The organism is Pseudomonas sp. MWU16-30317, assembly GCF_020515695.1.
Lineage (GTDB): Bacteria > Pseudomonadota > Gammaproteobacteria > Pseudomonadales > Pseudomonadaceae > Aquipseudomonas.
Genome location: NZ_JAIWJA010000003.1, coordinates 240,404 through 257,170, shown reverse-complemented (window position 1 = coordinate 257,170; position 16,767 = coordinate 240,404). Strand labels below are relative to the sequence as shown.

Here is a 16,767-nt window from a genome sequence, read left to right as displayed (position 1 = left end):
AAAGTCAGTCGCGGGGACGGGTTAATCCCAAAGAAGGAAACTCTGAGACTTTCACTACTCAGAAATAAGGACAGCCCTGACTTCAGGGCCGGGAGGCTATCGCAAAATATTAAGTAGATGGCAATAATCCACACCAACAAACCAACTAAACAACCTGCACTACCACAACAACAGAATTTTCCTGCACCTATCGATGAGGCATTTCAACTTGTAAAAAAAAATTTCCACTCTTGATTTTATTTCCATGACAGGTATTGTCTATCCGTCCTCCAGTCATTGCATGCCACTTACCTAAAAATTTAAACCAAGACCAAAGCTAATATCATTGATGAACATTCCAGAATCCCCCCCGAACGTCAGCGTCGACATCAATATGCGATTTTCCAGCTGGCAGCGTGCCTACTTCCGGAATGGAGGGGACGCTTTTCTTTTCAGCTGGTTTTATACCAAGGTAAGAAACGGTGGCGAGTGGGATTACAAGAAAGTAAATCGTTGCTACGAGGCTTTCGGTAATTTCAACTATGGCGCCTGCGGTACAGCCGCAGGCATGTCACCGAGTGTTCTTTTACGTGGAGCCGGCTGGGCCCAGTCAAGAGCTGGAACTCGGGAATCGCAGAACGGATTCTGGTGGTTGAATGCCCCTTATGGCGATGATCCAAAAGATCAAGAATGGATAAAAGAGGGGATCAGCTATGCCAAAGCAAAGGGTTTCTAGTTCTATTATAGTGGCACTCGCTTTTATTTGCTTGTGCCAAGCCTTTTGGATATGGACCACAAGTCACGAACAACCCTTGCTAGCCAAGGTCGTTCTGGACGTTCCAGTCAACGATCACGTAAGCGTATATGGCGCAATTCAAGACTCGGGCGGAGCCACAGTACCATTCGTTTATCATTACTTTATTCGCCGTACTATGGCCGGTAGCTCATCGGTGGGAGAGCTGCAGGATAGTCATGCATTTTTGCGCACGCGAGAACCTGCAGTGATAAAGGTTGAAGGGGGCCGAATCAAGGTGTTGGTGGTGGGCCAAGTCCTGGATTTTTCCAGTAGAGCTACCTATCAAGATGAAGGCGTGAAGTTCTTCGATATCGACCTGACGGCTACGCAGCCGTAAGCAAAATGGGCATTCCAGCCCGACCGGAATGCCCATTCATCATGCATCAGCCTGGTATCAAGGATTGACACTATCCTTCAAAAACTTCCCAGGCTTGAACGCCACGGTGTTACTGGCCTTGATCTTCACCGGCTCGCCCGTCTGCGGATTCTTGCCAGTACGCGCGCCGCGGTGACGCTGCAGGAAGGTGCCGAAACCGACCAGGGTGACGCTGTCCTTGCGGTGCAGCGCGCCGGTGATCTCTTCGAGCACGGCATTGAGTACGCGGTTGGCTTGTTCTTTGGTGAGGTCTGCTTTTTCAGCGATTGCGGTTGCCAGATCTGGTTTGCGCATGGGTAAAGCCTCTTGTTATAGATTTTTGTTTTTATGTCCGTTGCCATGACCCCCGCAACGGCGCGGTGAGCGCCGCAGGCTCTAAGCCGCGGCAGACCGAGTGAGGATGGCACGCCATGCAATGCCGCGCCAGTAGGCAACAGCGGTTTGTGACAGAAAAATCAGGGTTATTCCGATAGACAGCCCTGACAACCATCCAGCCGCTTGATTCAAGGTCAATGGACGCCGCGGCGCGCTTAGCCGATCTCTATCATTTCGAAGTCCATCTTGCCGACGCCGCAGTCGGGACACAGCCAGTCTTCGGGGACGTCCTGCCACAGGGTGCCGGGGGCGATACCGTCATCCGGCCAGCCGTCGCGTTCGTCATAGATCAGGCCGCAGACGATGCATTGCCACTTTTTCATGCTGATTCCTCATATCGACGCGGTCGACGCGCTCAAAAGGGGTCTTTTACTGATGTGGCGAGGAGGATGCAAGCCCTGCGCCAGCGCGAGCCATGCGCCAATCATGCTAAGCTCGCGCCCTCTCTGGCCGTCACAGATGTTCATTGTGCCGCACGAATTGCATTCCCCGACATGGCGCGATGGCGCTCCCGATACCGATCCCACGACCCTCGACTGGCTGCTGGACCCAGGCTCGCTGACGCGGCGCCTGACCCGCCTGGCTGCGGGCCGATTCACGGTGCGGCCACTCTTCGAGGGCTGGCAAACCCTGCGCGACGACGAGTGCGCGGCGCTGCAATTGCCCGGCGCCAGCATCGGCTGGGTGCGCGAGGTGTATCTGCTGGGCGTCGACACGCCTTGGGTGTTCGCCCGCAGCATCGCGGGTCAGGCGGCGCTCGAAGCCACCGACCTGCGCCTCGATGTGCTCGGCAGCCGCTCATTGGGCGAGCTACTGTTCAGTGACCCGGCCTTCACCCGCCAGCCCCTGCAAACCTGCCACTATCCAGCCGCCTGGCTACCTGCAGAGATCGCGCAGGCCGGCCTGTGGGCGCGCCGCTCGCGCTTCGACCGCGATGGCCTCGGGGTGCTGGTGGCCGAAGTGTTCCTGCCGGCACTGTGGCACGCCGCCCTTCCCTCTCAGGAGAGCCCTGGATGTACCTGAACCTGCTCAAGTCCCTCAACCGCCTGCACCCTCGCGCCTGGGACTTCGTCCAGCTGACGCGCATCGACAAGCCCATCGGCATCTATCTGCTGTTGTGGCCGACGTTGTGGGCGCTATGGATAGCCGGCGCCGGCAGGCCGTCGCTGGGCAATGTGGTGATCTTCGTGCTGGGGGTGATCTTCATGCGCGCGGCCGGTTGCGTGATCAATGACGTGGCCGATCGCAAGGTCGACGGTCACGTCAAACGCACTGCGCAGCGGCCTATCGCGGCCGGCAGGATTCGCACCCGTGAGGCCCTGGCGTTGTTTGCGGTGCTGATCATCATCAGTTTCGGGCTGGCACTGTGCACCAACGCGGCCACCCTGTGGCTGTCGATCGGAGGCCTGGTACTGGCCGCCAGCTACCCGTTCATGAAGCGCTACACCTATTACCCGCAAGTGGTGCTGGGCGCGGCGTTTTCGTGGGGCATGCCCATGGCGTTCACCGCCGAGACCGGGCATCTGCCGGCGGCGGCATGGCTGCTGTATATCGCCAATCTGCTGTGGACGGTGGCCTACGACACGTATTACGCGATGACCGACCGCGATGACGATCTGCTGATCGGGGTCAAGTCGACGGCGATTCTGTTCGGTGAGGCGGATCGCATGATTATCGCCATCCTGCAGGGCCTGACGCTGGTGTGCCTGCTGCTGGCGGGTAATCAATTCGGGCTGGGCCACTGGTACCAGCTCGGGCTGCTGGGCGCGGCGCTGTGTTTTGCCTGGGAGTATTGGCAAACACGCCAGCGCGAGCGCATGGCGTGTTTCAAGGCGTTTTTGCACAATCACTGGGCGGGGCTGCTGATTTTCCTCGGGATCGTGCTGGACTACGCGTTGCGCTGAGGCGGGATCAGCGCGGCGCCGGGCGCGATCAGTCGGCGCCGTCCATGGTCGCCATGGCCCATTTGCCTTCGCCCTTGCCGTCACCGGTCATGTCGCCTTTCTTCTTGTCGCCGATATAGGTGTAGAGCGGGCTGTCCATCAGCGCCCACTGCTTTTTACCGTCCTTGCGGGTGATGATGCTCCAGTCACCGTTCTCAGTCCCGGTGTCGCTGGCGGAAGCGAGTACAGGCGGCCAGTTTTGCGCGCATTTGTCGTTGCACGCCGAGTTGCCAGGGGTGTCATCGGAATAGGTGTAAAGCGTCATGCCCTTGCTGTCGACCACCATGCCATCGTTGGCTTTGGGACGTTCAGCCATTGCCAGGCCCGGCATTGCCAGGACGACGGCGCCCGCGAGCGCCATCCAGGTCAAGGTACGTTGAACCATTGAAAATCACCTCTTGAGTGTATGCCCTGAAGGAATAACAGCTTAGCCGTTTTCGACTAAGTTGGTACCCTACAGTTCCCCTGTCACACGACTGCAATAATTCCGTTATCTAATGCGGCGCAAGACACCCGATCACCACGAGGTTTGAGCATGGCTGGCAGGAGCATTCTGATCGTTGACGACGAAGCGCCGATTCGCGAAATGATCGCCGTCGCGCTGGAAATGGCCGGCTACGACTGCCTCGAGGCTGAAAACGCCCAGCAGGCTCACGCCATCATCGTCGATCGCAAGCCCGACCTGATCCTGCTCGACTGGATGCTGCCCGGCACCTCCGGTATCGAGCTGGCGCGGCGCCTCAAGCGCGACGAGATGACGGGCGACATCCCGATCATCATGCTCACCGCCAAGGGTGAAGAAGACAACAAGATCCAGGGCCTCGAAGTGGGCGCCGACGACTACATCACCAAGCCGTTCTCGCCTCGCGAGCTGGTCGCGCGGCTCAAGGCCGTGCTGCGTCGCGCCGGGCCGAGCGATGGCGAAACGCCGATCGAGATCGGCGGCCTGCTGCTCGACCCTATCAGCCACCGCGTGACCATCGACGGCAAGCCCGCCGACATGGGCCCTACCGAATATCGCCTGCTGCAGTTCTTCATGACCCACCAGGAGCGTGCCTATACTCGTGGGCAGCTGCTCGATCAGGTGTGGGGCGGCAACGTCTATGTCGAAGAGCGCACCGTGGATGTGCACATCCGCCGACTGCGCAAGGCTTTGGGCGATGCTTACGAAAATCTGGTACAAACCGTGCGCGGCACTGGCTACCGCTTCTCTACCAAAAGCTGATCCCCCGGCCCGAACGGCATGAAGACTGCTCGACCGGCTCGAACGATGCCGGCCCGGCGTGACGAGTAAGGACGCGACAGCAATTGAACCAGAACTGGCACGGCATATTGATTCGCCACATGGTGTTGCTGCTCGGCACCTGCCTGCTGCTCGGGCTGTTCACCGGCCACTATGGGCTCTGCCTGGCTATCGGCCTGGCGCTGTACCTGGCCTACACCCTCAAGCAACTGCTGCGCCTGCACCTGTGGTTGCGCGATCAGAAACCCGATCAGGCGCCGCCTGAAGGTGTCGGCCTGTGGGGCGATGTTTTCGACAGCATCTACACCCTGCAGCGTCGTGACCAGCGTGTGCGCGCGCGCCTGCAAGCGGTGATCGACCGCATCCAGGAGTCCACCGCCGCCCTGCGTGACGCCGTGGTGATGCTCGACAGCGACGGCAACCTCGAGTGGTGGAACCCCGCAGCTCAGTTGCTGCTGGGCCTCAAGACCCCCCAGGACAGCGGTCAGCCGGTGACCAACCTGGTACGCCATCCGCGCTTCAAGGAGTACTTCGCCCATGGCAACTACGCCGACCCCCTGGAGATCCCCTCGCCCGTCAACGACAAGGTGCGCCTGCAACTGCTGATCACCCGCTACGGCAACAACGAGCATCTGCTGCTGGTACGCGACATGACCCGATTGCATCAGCTCGAACAGATGCGCAAGGACTTCATCGCCAACGTCTCCCACGAGCTGCGCACACCATTGACGGTAATCACCGGCTACCTGGAAACCCTGCTCGACAACGGCGACGACCTGCCGACCCGCTGGCAGCGACCATTGCAGCAGATGCAGACACAAGGCGAACGGATGCAGACGCTGCTCAACGACCTGCTGTTGCTGGCCAAGCTGGAAGCCACCGACTACCCCTCGGAAAGCCACCCGGTGGCCATCGATCACCTGCTGCGCACCATCAAGGGCGACGCCCGGGCGCTCTCGGGCACCCGCAATCAGACCATCACCCTCGAAGCCGACCCGACTTTGCACCTCAAGGGCAGCGAGCCGGAACTGCGCAGCGCGTTTTCCAACCTGGTGTTCAACGCCGTGAAATACACCCCCGACGGCGGTCAGATTCATGTGCGCTGGTGGCACGACGCACAGGGCGCACACCTTAGCGTGCAGGACTCGGGAATCGGTATCGAGGCCAAGCACATACCGCGCCTGACCGAACGTTTCTACCGGGTCGATTCGAGCCGTAGCTCCAATACCGGCGGCACTGGCCTGGGCCTGGCAATCGTCAAGCACGTGTTGCTGCGCCATCGTGGCCGCCTGGAGATCAGCAGCGTGCCCAACCGTGGCAGCACCTTCACTTGCCACTTTCCTCAGCAACAAATAGCAACACAACTGGAAGCCTACAGCCCTGAAGAGGGCTGATTTGCCGCGACCGTTGAACGGACACCCCCTATGCAAGGCAAACAGCAGCCGCTACATTGATCGACTCTTGTCGGTGGCGTGGATGCCACGACACCTAACCGAATCAGCTATACGGAACCCGTAAAACTCCATCATGGACCCTTCCCCTGGCTTGTCCCTCGCCTCGATTTTCGCCGATTTCGGCATGATTCTTTTCGCACTTGTACTGGTCTTGCTCAACGGCTTCTTCGTTGCCGCCGAGTTCGCCATGGTCAAGCTGCGCTCCACCAAGGTTGAAGCCATCGCCGAGCAGAACGGCTGGCGCGGGCAGATCCTGCGCACCGTGCACAACCAGCTCGACGCCTATCTGTCCGCTTGCCAGCTGGGTATCACCCTGGCTTCGCTGGGCCTGGGCTGGGTCGGCGAGCCGGCCTTCGCGCACCTGCTGGAGCCCGTACTGGGCGCCTTGGGCGTGCAGTCGCCAGAGGTGATCAAGGGCGCATCGTTCTTCAGCGCCTTTTTTGTGATTTCGTACCTGCACATCGTGGTCGGCGAGCTGGCGCCCAAATCCTGGGCCATCCGCAAGCCGGAACTGCTCTCGCTGTGGACGGCGGTGCCGCTGTACCTGTTCTACTGGTGCATGTACCCGGCCATCTACCTGCTCAACGCCAGCGCCAACGGCATCTTGCGCATTGCCGGCCAGGGCGAACCCGGGCCGCATCACGAGCATCACTACAGCCGTGAAGAACTCAAGCTGATCCTGCACTCCAGCCGCGGCCAGGACCCTAGCGACCAAGGCATGCGCGTGCTGGCCTCGGCGGTGGAGATGGGCGAGCTGGAGGTAGTCGACTGGGCCAACTCCCGCGAAGACCTCATCACCCTCGACGCCAACGCGCCGCTGAAGGAAATCCTCGCGCTGTTCCGCCGCCACAAGTTCAGCCGCTACCCGGTGTACGACAACCAGCGCGGCGAGTTCGTCGGCCTGCTGCACATCAAGGACCTGCTGCTGGAACTGGCAGCACTGGATCACCTGCCGGAAACCTTCAACCTCGCCGAGCTGCTGCGCCCGCTGGAGCGTGTCAGCAAGCACATGCCGCTGTCGCGCCTGCTGGAGCAGTTCCGCAAAGGCGCAGCGCACTTCGCATTGGTCGAGGAAGCCGACGCAAAAGTGATCGGCTACCTGACCATGGAAGACGTGCTGGAAGTGCTGGTCGGCGACATTCAGGACGAACACCGCAAGGCCGAGCGCGGTATCCTCGCCTATCAGCCCGGCAAGCTGCTGGTGCGCGGTGATACGCCGTTGTTCAAGCTCGAGCGCCTGCTGGGCATCGACCTTGACCACATCGAGGCGGAGACCCTGGCCGGGCTCATCTACGAAACGCTCAAGCGGGTACCCGAGGAAGAGGAAGTGCTCGAAGTCGAAGGCTTGCGCATCATCCTGAAAAAGATGAAGGGCCCGAAAATCGTGCTGGCCAAGGTCGTCAAAATCGATTGATGCGGTGGCCTTGCGCCATTCTTCGCGGGCAAGCCTTGCTCCCACATGTGTATGGTAGACACTGTGGGAGCATAGCTTGCTCGCGAAGGGCCGGGCCTGCTTCCAGAGATCCAGCTAGCGCCGCTCACCCACCGCAAAATTGGGCAGCGACTGCACCGGCTGACTGAACCGATACGGAATCGACTCCAAGCCCATCCCGGTATTACGCTGCACCACGAAATGCAGATGCGGCCCGGTGCTGTTACCCGTATTGCCCGAGCGCCCAAGCGACGTACCGACGGCGACTTGCTGCCCCTCGCGCACCACCACCGACCCTTCCATCAAGTGCAAATACACCCCCATGGTGCCGTCATCGTGCAGGATCCGCACGAAGTTGCCCGAAGCCTCGCTGCCGCCTGCCGCCTGACCGTTCTCGACCTTCACCACCGTACCCGCCCGCGCGGCAATGATCGGCGTGCCCACCGGCATGGCAATGTCCATGGCGTAACGGCTCTTGACCCCAGTGTGGCTGAACGCGCCATCAGGCCCCTGACTCAGGCGAAACGGCCCGCCGACCCAGGGCAGCGGGTACAGATAGCCCTCGGGTTGCTGCCCGGGGTTGCCCAGGGCGTACTTGAAAGCCTGGGTATAACGCAGCGCCTGCCCGGGCTTTTGCGCGTTGAGCGCCAACAACCGCACACTGCTGCGCGCTGGTATCAGTTTGCGGATGCTCTGCGGCGTACCTGGGGCGGCATTGCTCAAGCCGCTTAGGCGCAACTCGACCTCGACCGGGGCGAACAGCTCGTTGCGGGCGGTAAAGATGGCGCTGTTGCTGCGCCGATCGACATCCAGGTGCACCTGCTGCTCGAGGTGCTCGACCATGCGGTCCTGAAACACGAACACCGACGCGCCACGGGTGGGTTTGTCGGTGTAGGTCACCACGCCATTGGCATCGGTGTATTTGTAGATGGTCGGTGCGGCGGCCAGGGGAGCGGCGGCCAGCAGGAGACTGCAAAGCAAGGTGAGGCGCTGGAGCATGGCGATGAGCAGTCAGTCAGGTCATGGAATCAAGCGCCAAGCCTAGCAGATGGAGGGCTCAGGATTATTCGCAAAATGTACCGGCGCCTTCGCGGGCAGAACCCGCTCCCACAGGTTCGGTGATCCATTGTGGAAACGAGCTCCGCTCGCGTAGAGGCCAGCAGAAGCACTGCATCAATATCAGGCCCCAGGCACAAAGTGCTTGAGCTGCGAGCCACGGGCGATCAGGCGCGAGATGTAGTCGAGCTTCTGGGCGTCCTGGTCGACAAAGCGGAAGGTCAGTTGCAGCCACTCGCTGTCAGGCTTGGGCTCATGGGCGACGATGGCATGCAGGTAACCATTGAGGCGCGCCACTTCAGCGTTGTCACCCTGCTCCAGATCGAGCACCGCGCTTTCCAGCACCTGCGGCAGCACGTCACCGCGCTTGACCACCAGCAACGCCTCCTTGAGGCTCAAGGCCTTGATCACGCAAGGTTGGGTGCCCGCCGCCAGGCGCAGTTGCCCCTGACCACGGCCAGCTGGCGCCGCCGATGCAGCCGGTGCGGCAGGACGTGCAGCTGGCGCCGAATTGATCAGCGGCGAAGTCGCCGCCGGGCGCGTCACTTCCGCCGGCTTGCCGCCGGTCAGGGCGCTCAGCGAATCGTTGGCGAAGGCCGGGTTGCTGCGCGCCGAGGCGCCGGACATCAGCGCATCGAGCTTGCCGCTCTTGGCCAGAGCCTTTTTGACCTTGGTCAGCAACTGCTCGTTGGTGAACGGCTTGCCGACAAAGTCGGAAACGCCAGCCTGAATGGCCTGCACGACGTTTTCCTTGTCGCCGCGGCTGGTGACCATGATGAACGGAGTGGTCTTGTACTGCTCCTGGGTGCGGACCCAGGCGAGCAGCTCCAGCCCGGACATCTCCGGCATTTCCCAGTCGCACAGGATCAGGTCGAACGACTCGCGCATCAGCAATGCCTGAGCCTTGCGGCCATTGACTGCATCTTCGGTCGCGACACCCGGAAAGCTGTTACGCAGGCATTTTTTTACCAGGTCGCGGATAAACGGCGCGTCATCCACAACCAACACATTGACCTTAGCCATCAACCACTCCTCTGAAATCCCGGCAAGCATAGCGCTAACTACTGGCCATTCGCCGCTTTTTACTTGCGACATAGATGCGTCACGCCGGGGCCGTCATTGATGGTGACGCGTTCACGGGTGCCTGCAATAAAATTGTGCCCACTCGAAAACGCAAACGCCCGACCTAGGCCGGGCGTTGATACACGGGGGCAATCTTATTTATCGTCAGCGCGCGCCGAAACATTAGCCCGTTCGCTATCCCTCTGCACTTCCTGCTTCATGCGCTCCAGGCCCAGGTGACGAACGTCAGTGCCGCGCACCAGGTAAATCACCAGTTCGGAGATGTTGCGCGCATGGTCGCCGATGCGCTCCAGCGAACGCAGCACCCAGATCACGTTGAGCACGCGGGAGATCGAGCGTGGGTCTTCCATCATGTAGGTGACCAGTTCGCGCAACGCGGTCTTGTACTCACGGTCGATGGTCTTGTCGTACTGGGCTACCGACAACGCCAGGTCGGCGTCAAAGCGGGCGAAGGCATCCAGCGCGTCGCGGACCATGGAGCGCACCTGGTCACCGATGTGGCGAACCTCGACGTAACCCCGTGGCGACTCGCCTTCTTCGCACAACTGGATGGCGCGGCGAGCGATCTTGGTGGATTCGTCGCCGATACGCTCCAGGTCGATGACCGACTTGGAAATGCTGATGATCAACCGCAGATCGGACGCTGCCGGCTGGCGACGGGCGAGAATGCGCAAGCATTCTTCGTCGATATTGCGTTCCATCTGGTTGATTTCGTCGTCAACGTCGCGCACTTGCTGAGCCAGGCCGGAGTCGGCCTCGATCAGCGCGGTGACTGCGTCGTTGACCTGCTTCTCCACCAGCCCGCCCATTGCCAGAAGATGGCTGCGCACCTCTTCCAATTCGGCGTTGAACTGCTGGGAGATGTGATGGGCAAGGCTGTCTTTATTGATCATGTCGAAAATCCCTGGAGCAACCGATAAAAGCGGCAACGCCGCCTGAGCTTTTTTGGCCTGTCGAGGCCCTAGCCATAACGACCGGTGATGTAGTCTTCGGTCTGCTTCTTCGCCGGATTGGTGAACAACGTGTCGGTATCGCCGAACTCCACCAGCTTGCCCATGTACATGAACGCGGTGTAATCCGACACCCTCGCCGCTTGCTGCATGTTATGGGTCACGATGACTATGGTGTACTTATGTTTCAACTCGTAGATCAGCTCTTCAACTTTTAACGTCGAAATCGGATCCAGTGCCGAGCAGGGTTCATCGAGCAGCAGCACTTCGGGTTCGACCGCGATCGTACGGGCGATTACCAAGCGTTGCTGCTGCCCGCCGGACAGTCCCAGCGCCGACTCGTGCAGCCGATCCTTGACCTCGTCCCACAGCGCCGCGCCCTTGAGCGCCCATTCCACGGCCTCGTCGAGCACGCGTTTTTTCTTGATGCCCTGAATGCGCAGGCCGTACACCACGTTCTCGTAGATGGTCTTGGGGAACGGGTTGGGCTTCTGGAACACCATGCCCACGCGGCGGCGTAGCTCGGCGACCTCGGTGCTCTTGCTATAGATGTCGTGGCCATCGAGGTGGATGGCGCCTTCGACCCGGCAGCCGTCGACCAGATCGTTCATGCGATTGAAGGTGCGCAACAACGTCGACTTGCCGCAACCCGACGGGCCGATAAAGGACGTGACCCGCTGCTTGGGGATCTTCAGCGCGATATCGAACAGCACCTGGGTGTCGTCGTAAAACAGATTGAGACCGGGCACGGCCAGGGCGACGGCTTCGTCGGCCAGATGCAGTCCTTGCTTCTTGCGGCCCAGGGCGTTGTAGCTGAAGCCCCGGGCTGGAGGTGTTTGCTGCATCAGAAAGACCCCTGTGGGCTCGTATCTTGTGGGAGATTCTGGAGCTTTGGGCAAGCTGTACCGGCCTCTTCGCGGGCTAGCCTTGCTCCTACAGGTGTACGACTCCAGTACTGCTTGCCTTGTGGGAGCAAGGCTTGCCCGCGAAGGGGCCAGTGCGGCGTGCGAAAAATGCTCATACATCCAACGCCTTGTACTTCTCGCGCAAATTATTACGCAGCGCCACCGCCGCCAGGTTCAACAGACCGATCACCAGCACCAGCAACAGCGCCGTGGCGTACACCAGCGGTCGCGCGGCCTCGACATTGGGGCTCTGGAAGCCGACGTCGTAGATATGAAAGCCCAGGTGCATGATCTTCTGATCCAGATGCAGATACGGATAGTTGCCATCCACCGGCAACGAAGGCGCCAGCTTGACCACGCCCACCAGCATCAGCGGCGCCACTTCGCCCGCAGCACGGGCGACCGCGAGGATCATGCCGGTCATCATCGCCGGGCTGGCCATGGGCAGGACGATCTTCCACAACGTCTCGGCCTTGGTCGCGCCCAGCGCCAGCGAGCCTTCACGCAGGCTGCGCGGGATACGCGCCAGGCCCTCCTCGGTGGCGACGATGACGACCGGCACCGCCAGCAACGCCAGGGTCAAGGAGGCCCATAGCAACCCCGGCGTCCCCAGCGTCGGCGCCGGCAGCGCTTCAGCGAAGAACAACCGATCCAATGAACCACCCAGCACATAGACGAAAAAACCCAGGCCGAACACCCCATAGACGATAGCCGGCACCCCGGCCAGGTTGTTCACGGCGATGCGGATCAGCCGCGTCATCGGCCCCTGGCGCGCATATTCACGCAGATAGACGGCCGCCAGCACGCCGAACGGCGTGACGATGACAGCCATGATCAGGGTCATCATCACCGTACCGAAAATGGCCGGGAACACCCCGCCCTCGGTATTGGCTTCGCGGGGGTCGGTGCTGAGGAATTCCCACAGTTTCTGGAAATAGAACCCCAGCTTGGCGACGGTGCCCATGGCATTGGGCTGATAGGCATGCACGACCTGGCCGAGGGCGATCTCGATGACTCTGCCATTGACGTCGCGAACGCTGAGGCTGTCCCGATCGACTGCCTGATGCAGGTCAGCCAGCCGCGTTTCGACGTCCTGATAGCGAGCGTTGAACTCGGCCCGCTCGGCATCGATGTCGGCTTGCGCCTGCGCGTCGAGCTTGCCTTGTAATTGCAGCTTGCGTGCCTGCAGGCGCAGGCGTTCAAGGCCGTGATTGATGGCGCCGATGTCCTGCTTCTCGAGCTGTTGCAACTGTTCGGCCAGCCCGGTGACCCGTTGCAGGCGCTCTTGCAAAGGCGTCCAGGCCGCTTCGCCTTCGGCCACCACTTGAGCGCCTTCCTTGACGTTGACCAGATAACCGTAGAAGTTGCCCCACTCGCGGCGCTCCAGAGTCATCGCCTGCGCCGGCCGTTGCTGTTCGTGCAGCCAGTCGCCCACCACCCAGGTGAAATCGGCGCCATTGAGGTCGCGATTGCCGAGCTTGATCAGGGTGCGGGTCATGTATTCGCTGCCTGCGGCATTGACCGGCTGACCGGCGCTTTTGAGACGCTCGCGGGGTACCGACTCCTGCTGCACTACTTCGCCGAGGATGACGTGCGGCGGTTGCCCCGGCACCTGATAGCTGGCCTGCACCAGATCGGCCGGCCAGAACAGCCCCAGTCCGCGCACGGCCAGGATGGCCAGCAAGCCGAGAGTCATGATCACGGCGATCGACACCGCACCCGCGCTCAGCCATACCCCCGGCGCGCCGCTGTTGAACCAAGTCTTGAGGGAATCCCTTTTCACGGATGTCGGCCTTCCTTAAAGGGACGAGTATTGCTTGCGAAGACGCTGGCGAATCAGCTCGGCCAGGGTATTCATCACGAAGGTAAACACCAGCAGCACCAGGGCAGCGAGGAACAGCACGCGGTAGTGACTGCCGCCCACTTCAGATTCAGGCATCTCGACGGCGACGTTCGCCGCCAGGGTGCGCATGCCTTCGAACAGGTTCATCTGCATGATCGGGGTGTTGCCGGTAGCCATCAGCACGATCATGGTCTCGCCTACCGCACGGCCCAGGCCGATCATCAAGGCCGAGAAAATCCCCGGGCTGGCGGTGAGGATCACCACGCGGGTGAGGGTCTGCCAAGGCGTTGCGCCCAGCGCCAGCGAGCCTTCGGTCAGGCTGCGCGGCACGCTGAACACCGCGTCTTCGGCAATCGAGTAGATCGTCGGGATGACCGCAAAGCCCATGGCGATCCCTACCACCAAAGCATTGCGCTGATCGAAGCTCAGGCCCAGGTCGGCGGTGATCCACTGACGCATGTCGCCAGCGAACAGCCAGGCCTCGAGGTACGGGCTCATGAACAGCGCGAACCAGGCCACCGCCAGGATCACCGGTATGAGGATGGCCGCCTCCCAGCCCGCCGGTACCCGCAAACGCAAGGAGGCCGGCAGCGCCGACCAGGCAAAGCCGGCCAGCAGGATGCCGAGAGGGGTGAGCAGGAAAACACTGAAAATACCGGGGAGATGGCCTTCCAGATAGGGCGCCAGAAACAACCCGGCAAAAAAGCCGAGGATCACCGTGGGCATGGCCTCCATCAGTTCGATGACCGGTTTGACCTTGCGGCGCAGGCTCGGCGCCATGAAGTACGCGGTGTAGATGGCCGCGGCAATGGCCAGCGGCGCCGCCATGAGCATGGCGTAGAACGCCGCCTTGAGGGTGCCGAACGCCAGCGGCGCGAGGCTCAGCTTGGGCTCGAAATCACTGTTGGCGGCGGTTGACTGCCAGACGTACTCGGGCGCGTCGTAGTGCTCGTACCAGACCTTGTCCCACAAAGCGCTCCACGACACTTCCGGGTGCGGGTTGTCGAGGCTCATCGGCCGCAAACGGTGCCCGGCCTCGATCATCACCTGATTGGCGCGCGGCGACAATGCCAGCCAATCCGCGTCGGCGGCCACCGGCTCGATCAGCAGGGTGCGGTGCGCGGTGCTGTGGAACACCCCCAGATTTCCCGCGGCATCTCGGGCCAGAAACCCCTTGCGCCGCTGCTCGGGGTTGATCTGCAGGATCGCGCTGCTGCCCAGCTGGAAGTCGCGGATATGGCTCAGGCGCGGTTCGCCGTCGGTGTCCCTGGCCATGAACCATTGGCCGATGCCGCCCTTGGAGCTGCCGATCATCAGCGACACACCGCCCACCAGCTGGGCGCTGGCGGTTACTTGCGCATTGGCGTCTTCGAGCAGCTTGTAGCGGCCATTGAGGGTGCGATCGGTAAGGTTGAAAACATCCACCTGAGCGCGACCGTTGACCACGTACAGCCATTGCTGGCGCGGGTCGACGAAGATCGCCTTGACCGCTTCAGGCATGTTCGGCAGCTCGATGCGCGCCTGGGTTTGGGACGACTGGCCGGTGAGCGGGTTGTCGGCGAGGACCAGGGACTGCACGAATAGCTGCGAGCCCGACGAGGCCGCCAGGATCAGCCTGCTGTCGGTGGCGTTGATACTGACATGATCCAGCGCCCGACCTTGCTCGTCGAGCACCAGCGCAGCGGCGCCATAGGGGTAATCGATGGCCGGCTCAACGGCCTTGATGTCGTCGTGGTAGGTGACCTTGTAGCTGTGATGGAACACCAGCGCCTGACCGTTGGACAGTCCCACCACCACCCTCGCCGCACCGGGCTGGTCGCGGCCCAGGGAGGTAATGCTGACGCCCGCCGGGATCGGCAGCGCCACGCGGCGCAATTCGGCGCCCGATTGGGTATCGAAGAACACCACCTCGCCGCGATCGGACACCCGCATGCCGGCCAGGTTCTGCTCTTCGAGGTTGATCAGCAGCGGTTTGCCGGCATCTTGCAGCCAGGCCGGGCTGAGCGGCGCTCTGGCCTGCAATTCGGCGCCCTTGAACAGCGGCAGCACCACGTAGGCCAGATAGAAGAAGATCAGCGTAATGGCCGCCAGCACGGCCAGGCCACCGATGCTCACGTACCAGCGGGTCAGCCGGTCGTTCAGCGCGCGCAACCGACGCTTGCGCTTGAGCTGCGGCGTGTTGAAATCGATGCGCGCTGGGGCTTCGTCCAGCTTGGGAGGGGTCAATTTCATCTAGGGTAGGCCGGCTGGATCATGCGCGCACATCTTATGACGTTAAAGTTACTGAAATGTGACAGCACGAAGACAGCCTGGCCTTGCCGAGCTCGCGCTAAAGGCCCAGGTCGGTCAACGCCTTGGTCACCACTTTGGCGGGCAGCGGAATATAGCCATCTTTGACCACCACCGTCTGACCCGTCTGCGACAGTACCAGTTTGACGAACTCGGCTTCCAGGGGCGCCAGCGGCTTGTTCGGCGCCTTGTTCACATACACATAGAGGTAGCGCGCCAGCGGGTAGGTGCCATTGAGGGCGTTGGTTTCGTTGTCTTCGACAAAGGGTTCGCCGGCCTTTCTCGCCAGGGGCACCATTTTCACGCTGGCGGTCTGGTAGCCGATGCCGGAATAGCCGATGCCGTTGAGGGAGTTGCTGATGGCCTGCACCACCGAGGCTGAGCCGGGCTGTTCGTTGACGTTGGCCTTGAAGTCGCCCTTGCACAGGGCTTCTTCCTTGAAAAAACCGTAGGTGCCAGACACCGAGTTGCGCCCGAACAGCTGCACCGGTTTGCTGGCCAGATCGCCGCTGACGCCCAGTTCGCCCCAGGTCTTGGCATCGGCCCTGGCACCGCACAGGCGGGTGACGGAGAAGATCGCGTCGAGCTGTTGCAGGGTCAGGCCGTCGATGGGATTGTCCTTGTGCACGAACACCGCCAGCGCATCGACTGCCACTGGGATGGCCGTGGGCTTATAGCCGTACTTTTGCTCGAACGCTTGCAGTTCGATGTCCTTCATGCGCCGGCTCATGGGGCCGATGGTTGCAGTGCCTTCGGTCAAGGCCGGTGGCGCGGTAGAGGAGCCTGCGGCCTGGATCTGGATATTGACGTTGGGGTACTGCCGTTTATACGCCTCGGCCCACAGGGTCATGAGGTTGGCGAGAGTATCGGAGCCGACGCTGGAGAGATTGCCGGAGACGCCGGTGGTCTTCACATAGGCGGGGATGCTCGGGTCTACTGCGGCCATGGCATTGGCCGTGGCGAAGACCAACGTGAAGGCTGCCAGCAGTCGCGTGAGAGTCATGCCGTGCTCCTGACAGAAAAGGACGGGGGCACTGTATGAA

17 protein-coding genes are annotated in these 16,767 nt (G+C 61.4%); 7 read left to right on the top strand and 10 right to left on the bottom strand.

The window, feature by feature from the left end; genetic code table 11:
• The first annotated feature begins 328 nt into the window (after positions 1–328).
• The gene (locus LIX93_RS10250; protein WP_226503927.1) at positions 329–715 is read left to right on the top strand and encodes a polymorphic toxin type 44 domain-containing protein; all 387 of its coding nucleotides are present in this window, start codon (positions 329–331) and stop codon (positions 713–715) included.
• Between the two features lie 76 nt (positions 716–791).
• Positions 792–1,112, top strand: coding sequence for a hypothetical protein (locus LIX93_RS10245; protein WP_226503926.1), 321 nt, complete (start codon positions 792–794; stop codon positions 1,110–1,112).
• 57 nt (positions 1,113–1,169) lie between these two features.
• Here the strand turns inward: LIX93_RS10245 and LIX93_RS10240 are convergent, their stop codons facing one another.
• Positions 1,170–1,445 carry an HU family DNA-binding protein gene (locus tag LIX93_RS10240; protein ID WP_226503925.1) on the bottom strand — a complete coding sequence of 92 codons (276 nt, stop codon included), beginning with the start codon at positions 1,443–1,445 and terminating at the stop codon, positions 1,170–1,172.
• 236 nt (positions 1,446–1,681) lie between these two features.
• A complete protein-coding gene (locus LIX93_RS10235; protein ID WP_226503924.1) occupies positions 1,682–1,849 on the bottom strand; it encodes a rubredoxin in 168 nt (55 codons plus the stop codon).
• Between the two features lie 136 nt (positions 1,850–1,985).
• Between LIX93_RS10235 and LIX93_RS10230 the strand changes: the two genes are divergently transcribed.
• Both LIX93_RS10230 and ubiA read left to right on the top strand, forming a co-directional pair.
• Entirely contained in the window at positions 1,986–2,549 is a 564-nt protein-coding gene (locus LIX93_RS10230) for a chorismate lyase (RefSeq protein ID WP_226503923.1), read from the top strand.
• Positions 2,540–3,430 carry a 4-hydroxybenzoate octaprenyltransferase gene (gene ubiA, locus LIX93_RS10225; RefSeq protein WP_226503922.1) on the top strand — a complete coding sequence of 297 codons (891 nt, stop codon included), beginning with the start codon at positions 2,540–2,542 and terminating at the stop codon, positions 3,428–3,430. Before LIX93_RS10230 ends, ubiA begins: the two co-directional genes overlap by 10 nt.
• Before the next feature lie 28 nt (positions 3,431–3,458).
• On the opposite strand, the gene LIX93_RS10220 is transcribed toward ubiA, so the two are convergent.
• On the bottom strand, positions 3,459–3,854 hold the full coding sequence (locus LIX93_RS10220; protein ID WP_226503921.1) for a hypothetical protein: 396 nt from the start codon (positions 3,852–3,854) through the stop codon (positions 3,459–3,461).
• A gap of 150 nt (positions 3,855–4,004) precedes the next feature.
• Here LIX93_RS10220 and phoB point away from each other — a divergent pair, with 150 nt between their 5' ends.
• From phoB to LIX93_RS10205, 3 genes are all read left to right on the top strand, one after another.
• Positions 4,005–4,694 carry a phosphate regulon transcriptional regulator PhoB gene (phoB, locus tag LIX93_RS10215; RefSeq protein WP_226503920.1) on the top strand — a complete coding sequence of 230 codons (690 nt, stop codon included), beginning with the start codon at positions 4,005–4,007 and terminating at the stop codon, positions 4,692–4,694.
• 83 nt (positions 4,695–4,777) lie between these two features.
• A complete protein-coding gene (phoR, locus tag LIX93_RS10210) occupies positions 4,778–6,106 on the top strand; it encodes a phosphate regulon sensor histidine kinase PhoR (RefSeq protein WP_226503919.1) in 1,329 nt (442 codons plus the stop codon).
• A 133-nt stretch (positions 6,107–6,239) separates the two neighbouring features.
• Positions 6,240–7,580: a hemolysin family protein gene (locus LIX93_RS10205; RefSeq protein ID WP_226503918.1), complete on the top strand. Its 1,341-nt coding sequence runs from the start codon at positions 6,240–6,242 to the stop codon at positions 7,578–7,580.
• A 114-nt stretch (positions 7,581–7,694) separates the two neighbouring features.
• Here the strand turns inward: LIX93_RS10205 and LIX93_RS10200 are convergent, their stop codons facing one another.
• The 7 genes from LIX93_RS10200 to LIX93_RS10170 form a co-directional block, all read right to left on the bottom strand.
• On the bottom strand, positions 7,695–8,597 hold the full coding sequence (locus LIX93_RS10200) for a M23 family metallopeptidase (protein ID WP_226503917.1): 903 nt from the start codon (positions 8,595–8,597) through the stop codon (positions 7,695–7,697).
• A 180-nt stretch (positions 8,598–8,777) separates the two neighbouring features.
• Entirely contained in the window at positions 8,778–9,677 is a 900-nt protein-coding gene (locus LIX93_RS10195; protein WP_226503916.1) for a response regulator, read from the bottom strand.
• Between the two features lie 194 nt (positions 9,678–9,871).
• Positions 9,872–10,630: a phosphate signaling complex protein PhoU gene (gene phoU / locus LIX93_RS10190; protein ID WP_226503915.1), complete on the bottom strand. Its 759-nt coding sequence runs from the start codon at positions 10,628–10,630 to the stop codon at positions 9,872–9,874.
• 68 nt (positions 10,631–10,698) lie between these two features.
• A complete protein-coding gene (gene pstB, locus LIX93_RS10185) occupies positions 10,699–11,532 on the bottom strand; it encodes a phosphate ABC transporter ATP-binding protein PstB (RefSeq protein WP_226503914.1) in 834 nt (277 codons plus the stop codon).
• A gap of 172 nt (positions 11,533–11,704) precedes the next feature.
• Positions 11,705–13,375 carry a phosphate ABC transporter permease PstA gene (pstA, locus tag LIX93_RS10180; RefSeq protein WP_226503913.1) on the bottom strand — a complete coding sequence of 557 codons (1,671 nt, stop codon included), beginning with the start codon at positions 13,373–13,375 and terminating at the stop codon, positions 11,705–11,707.
• 15 nt (positions 13,376–13,390) lie between these two features.
• Positions 13,391–15,667: an ABC transporter permease subunit gene (locus tag LIX93_RS10175; protein ID WP_226503912.1), complete on the bottom strand. Its 2,277-nt coding sequence runs from the start codon at positions 15,665–15,667 to the stop codon at positions 13,391–13,393.
• A 97-nt stretch (positions 15,668–15,764) separates the two neighbouring features.
• Entirely contained in the window at positions 15,765–16,727 is a 963-nt protein-coding gene (locus LIX93_RS10170) for a phosphate ABC transporter substrate-binding protein PstS family protein (protein WP_226503911.1), read from the bottom strand.
• Between the last annotated feature and the right edge of the window lie 40 nt (positions 16,728–16,767).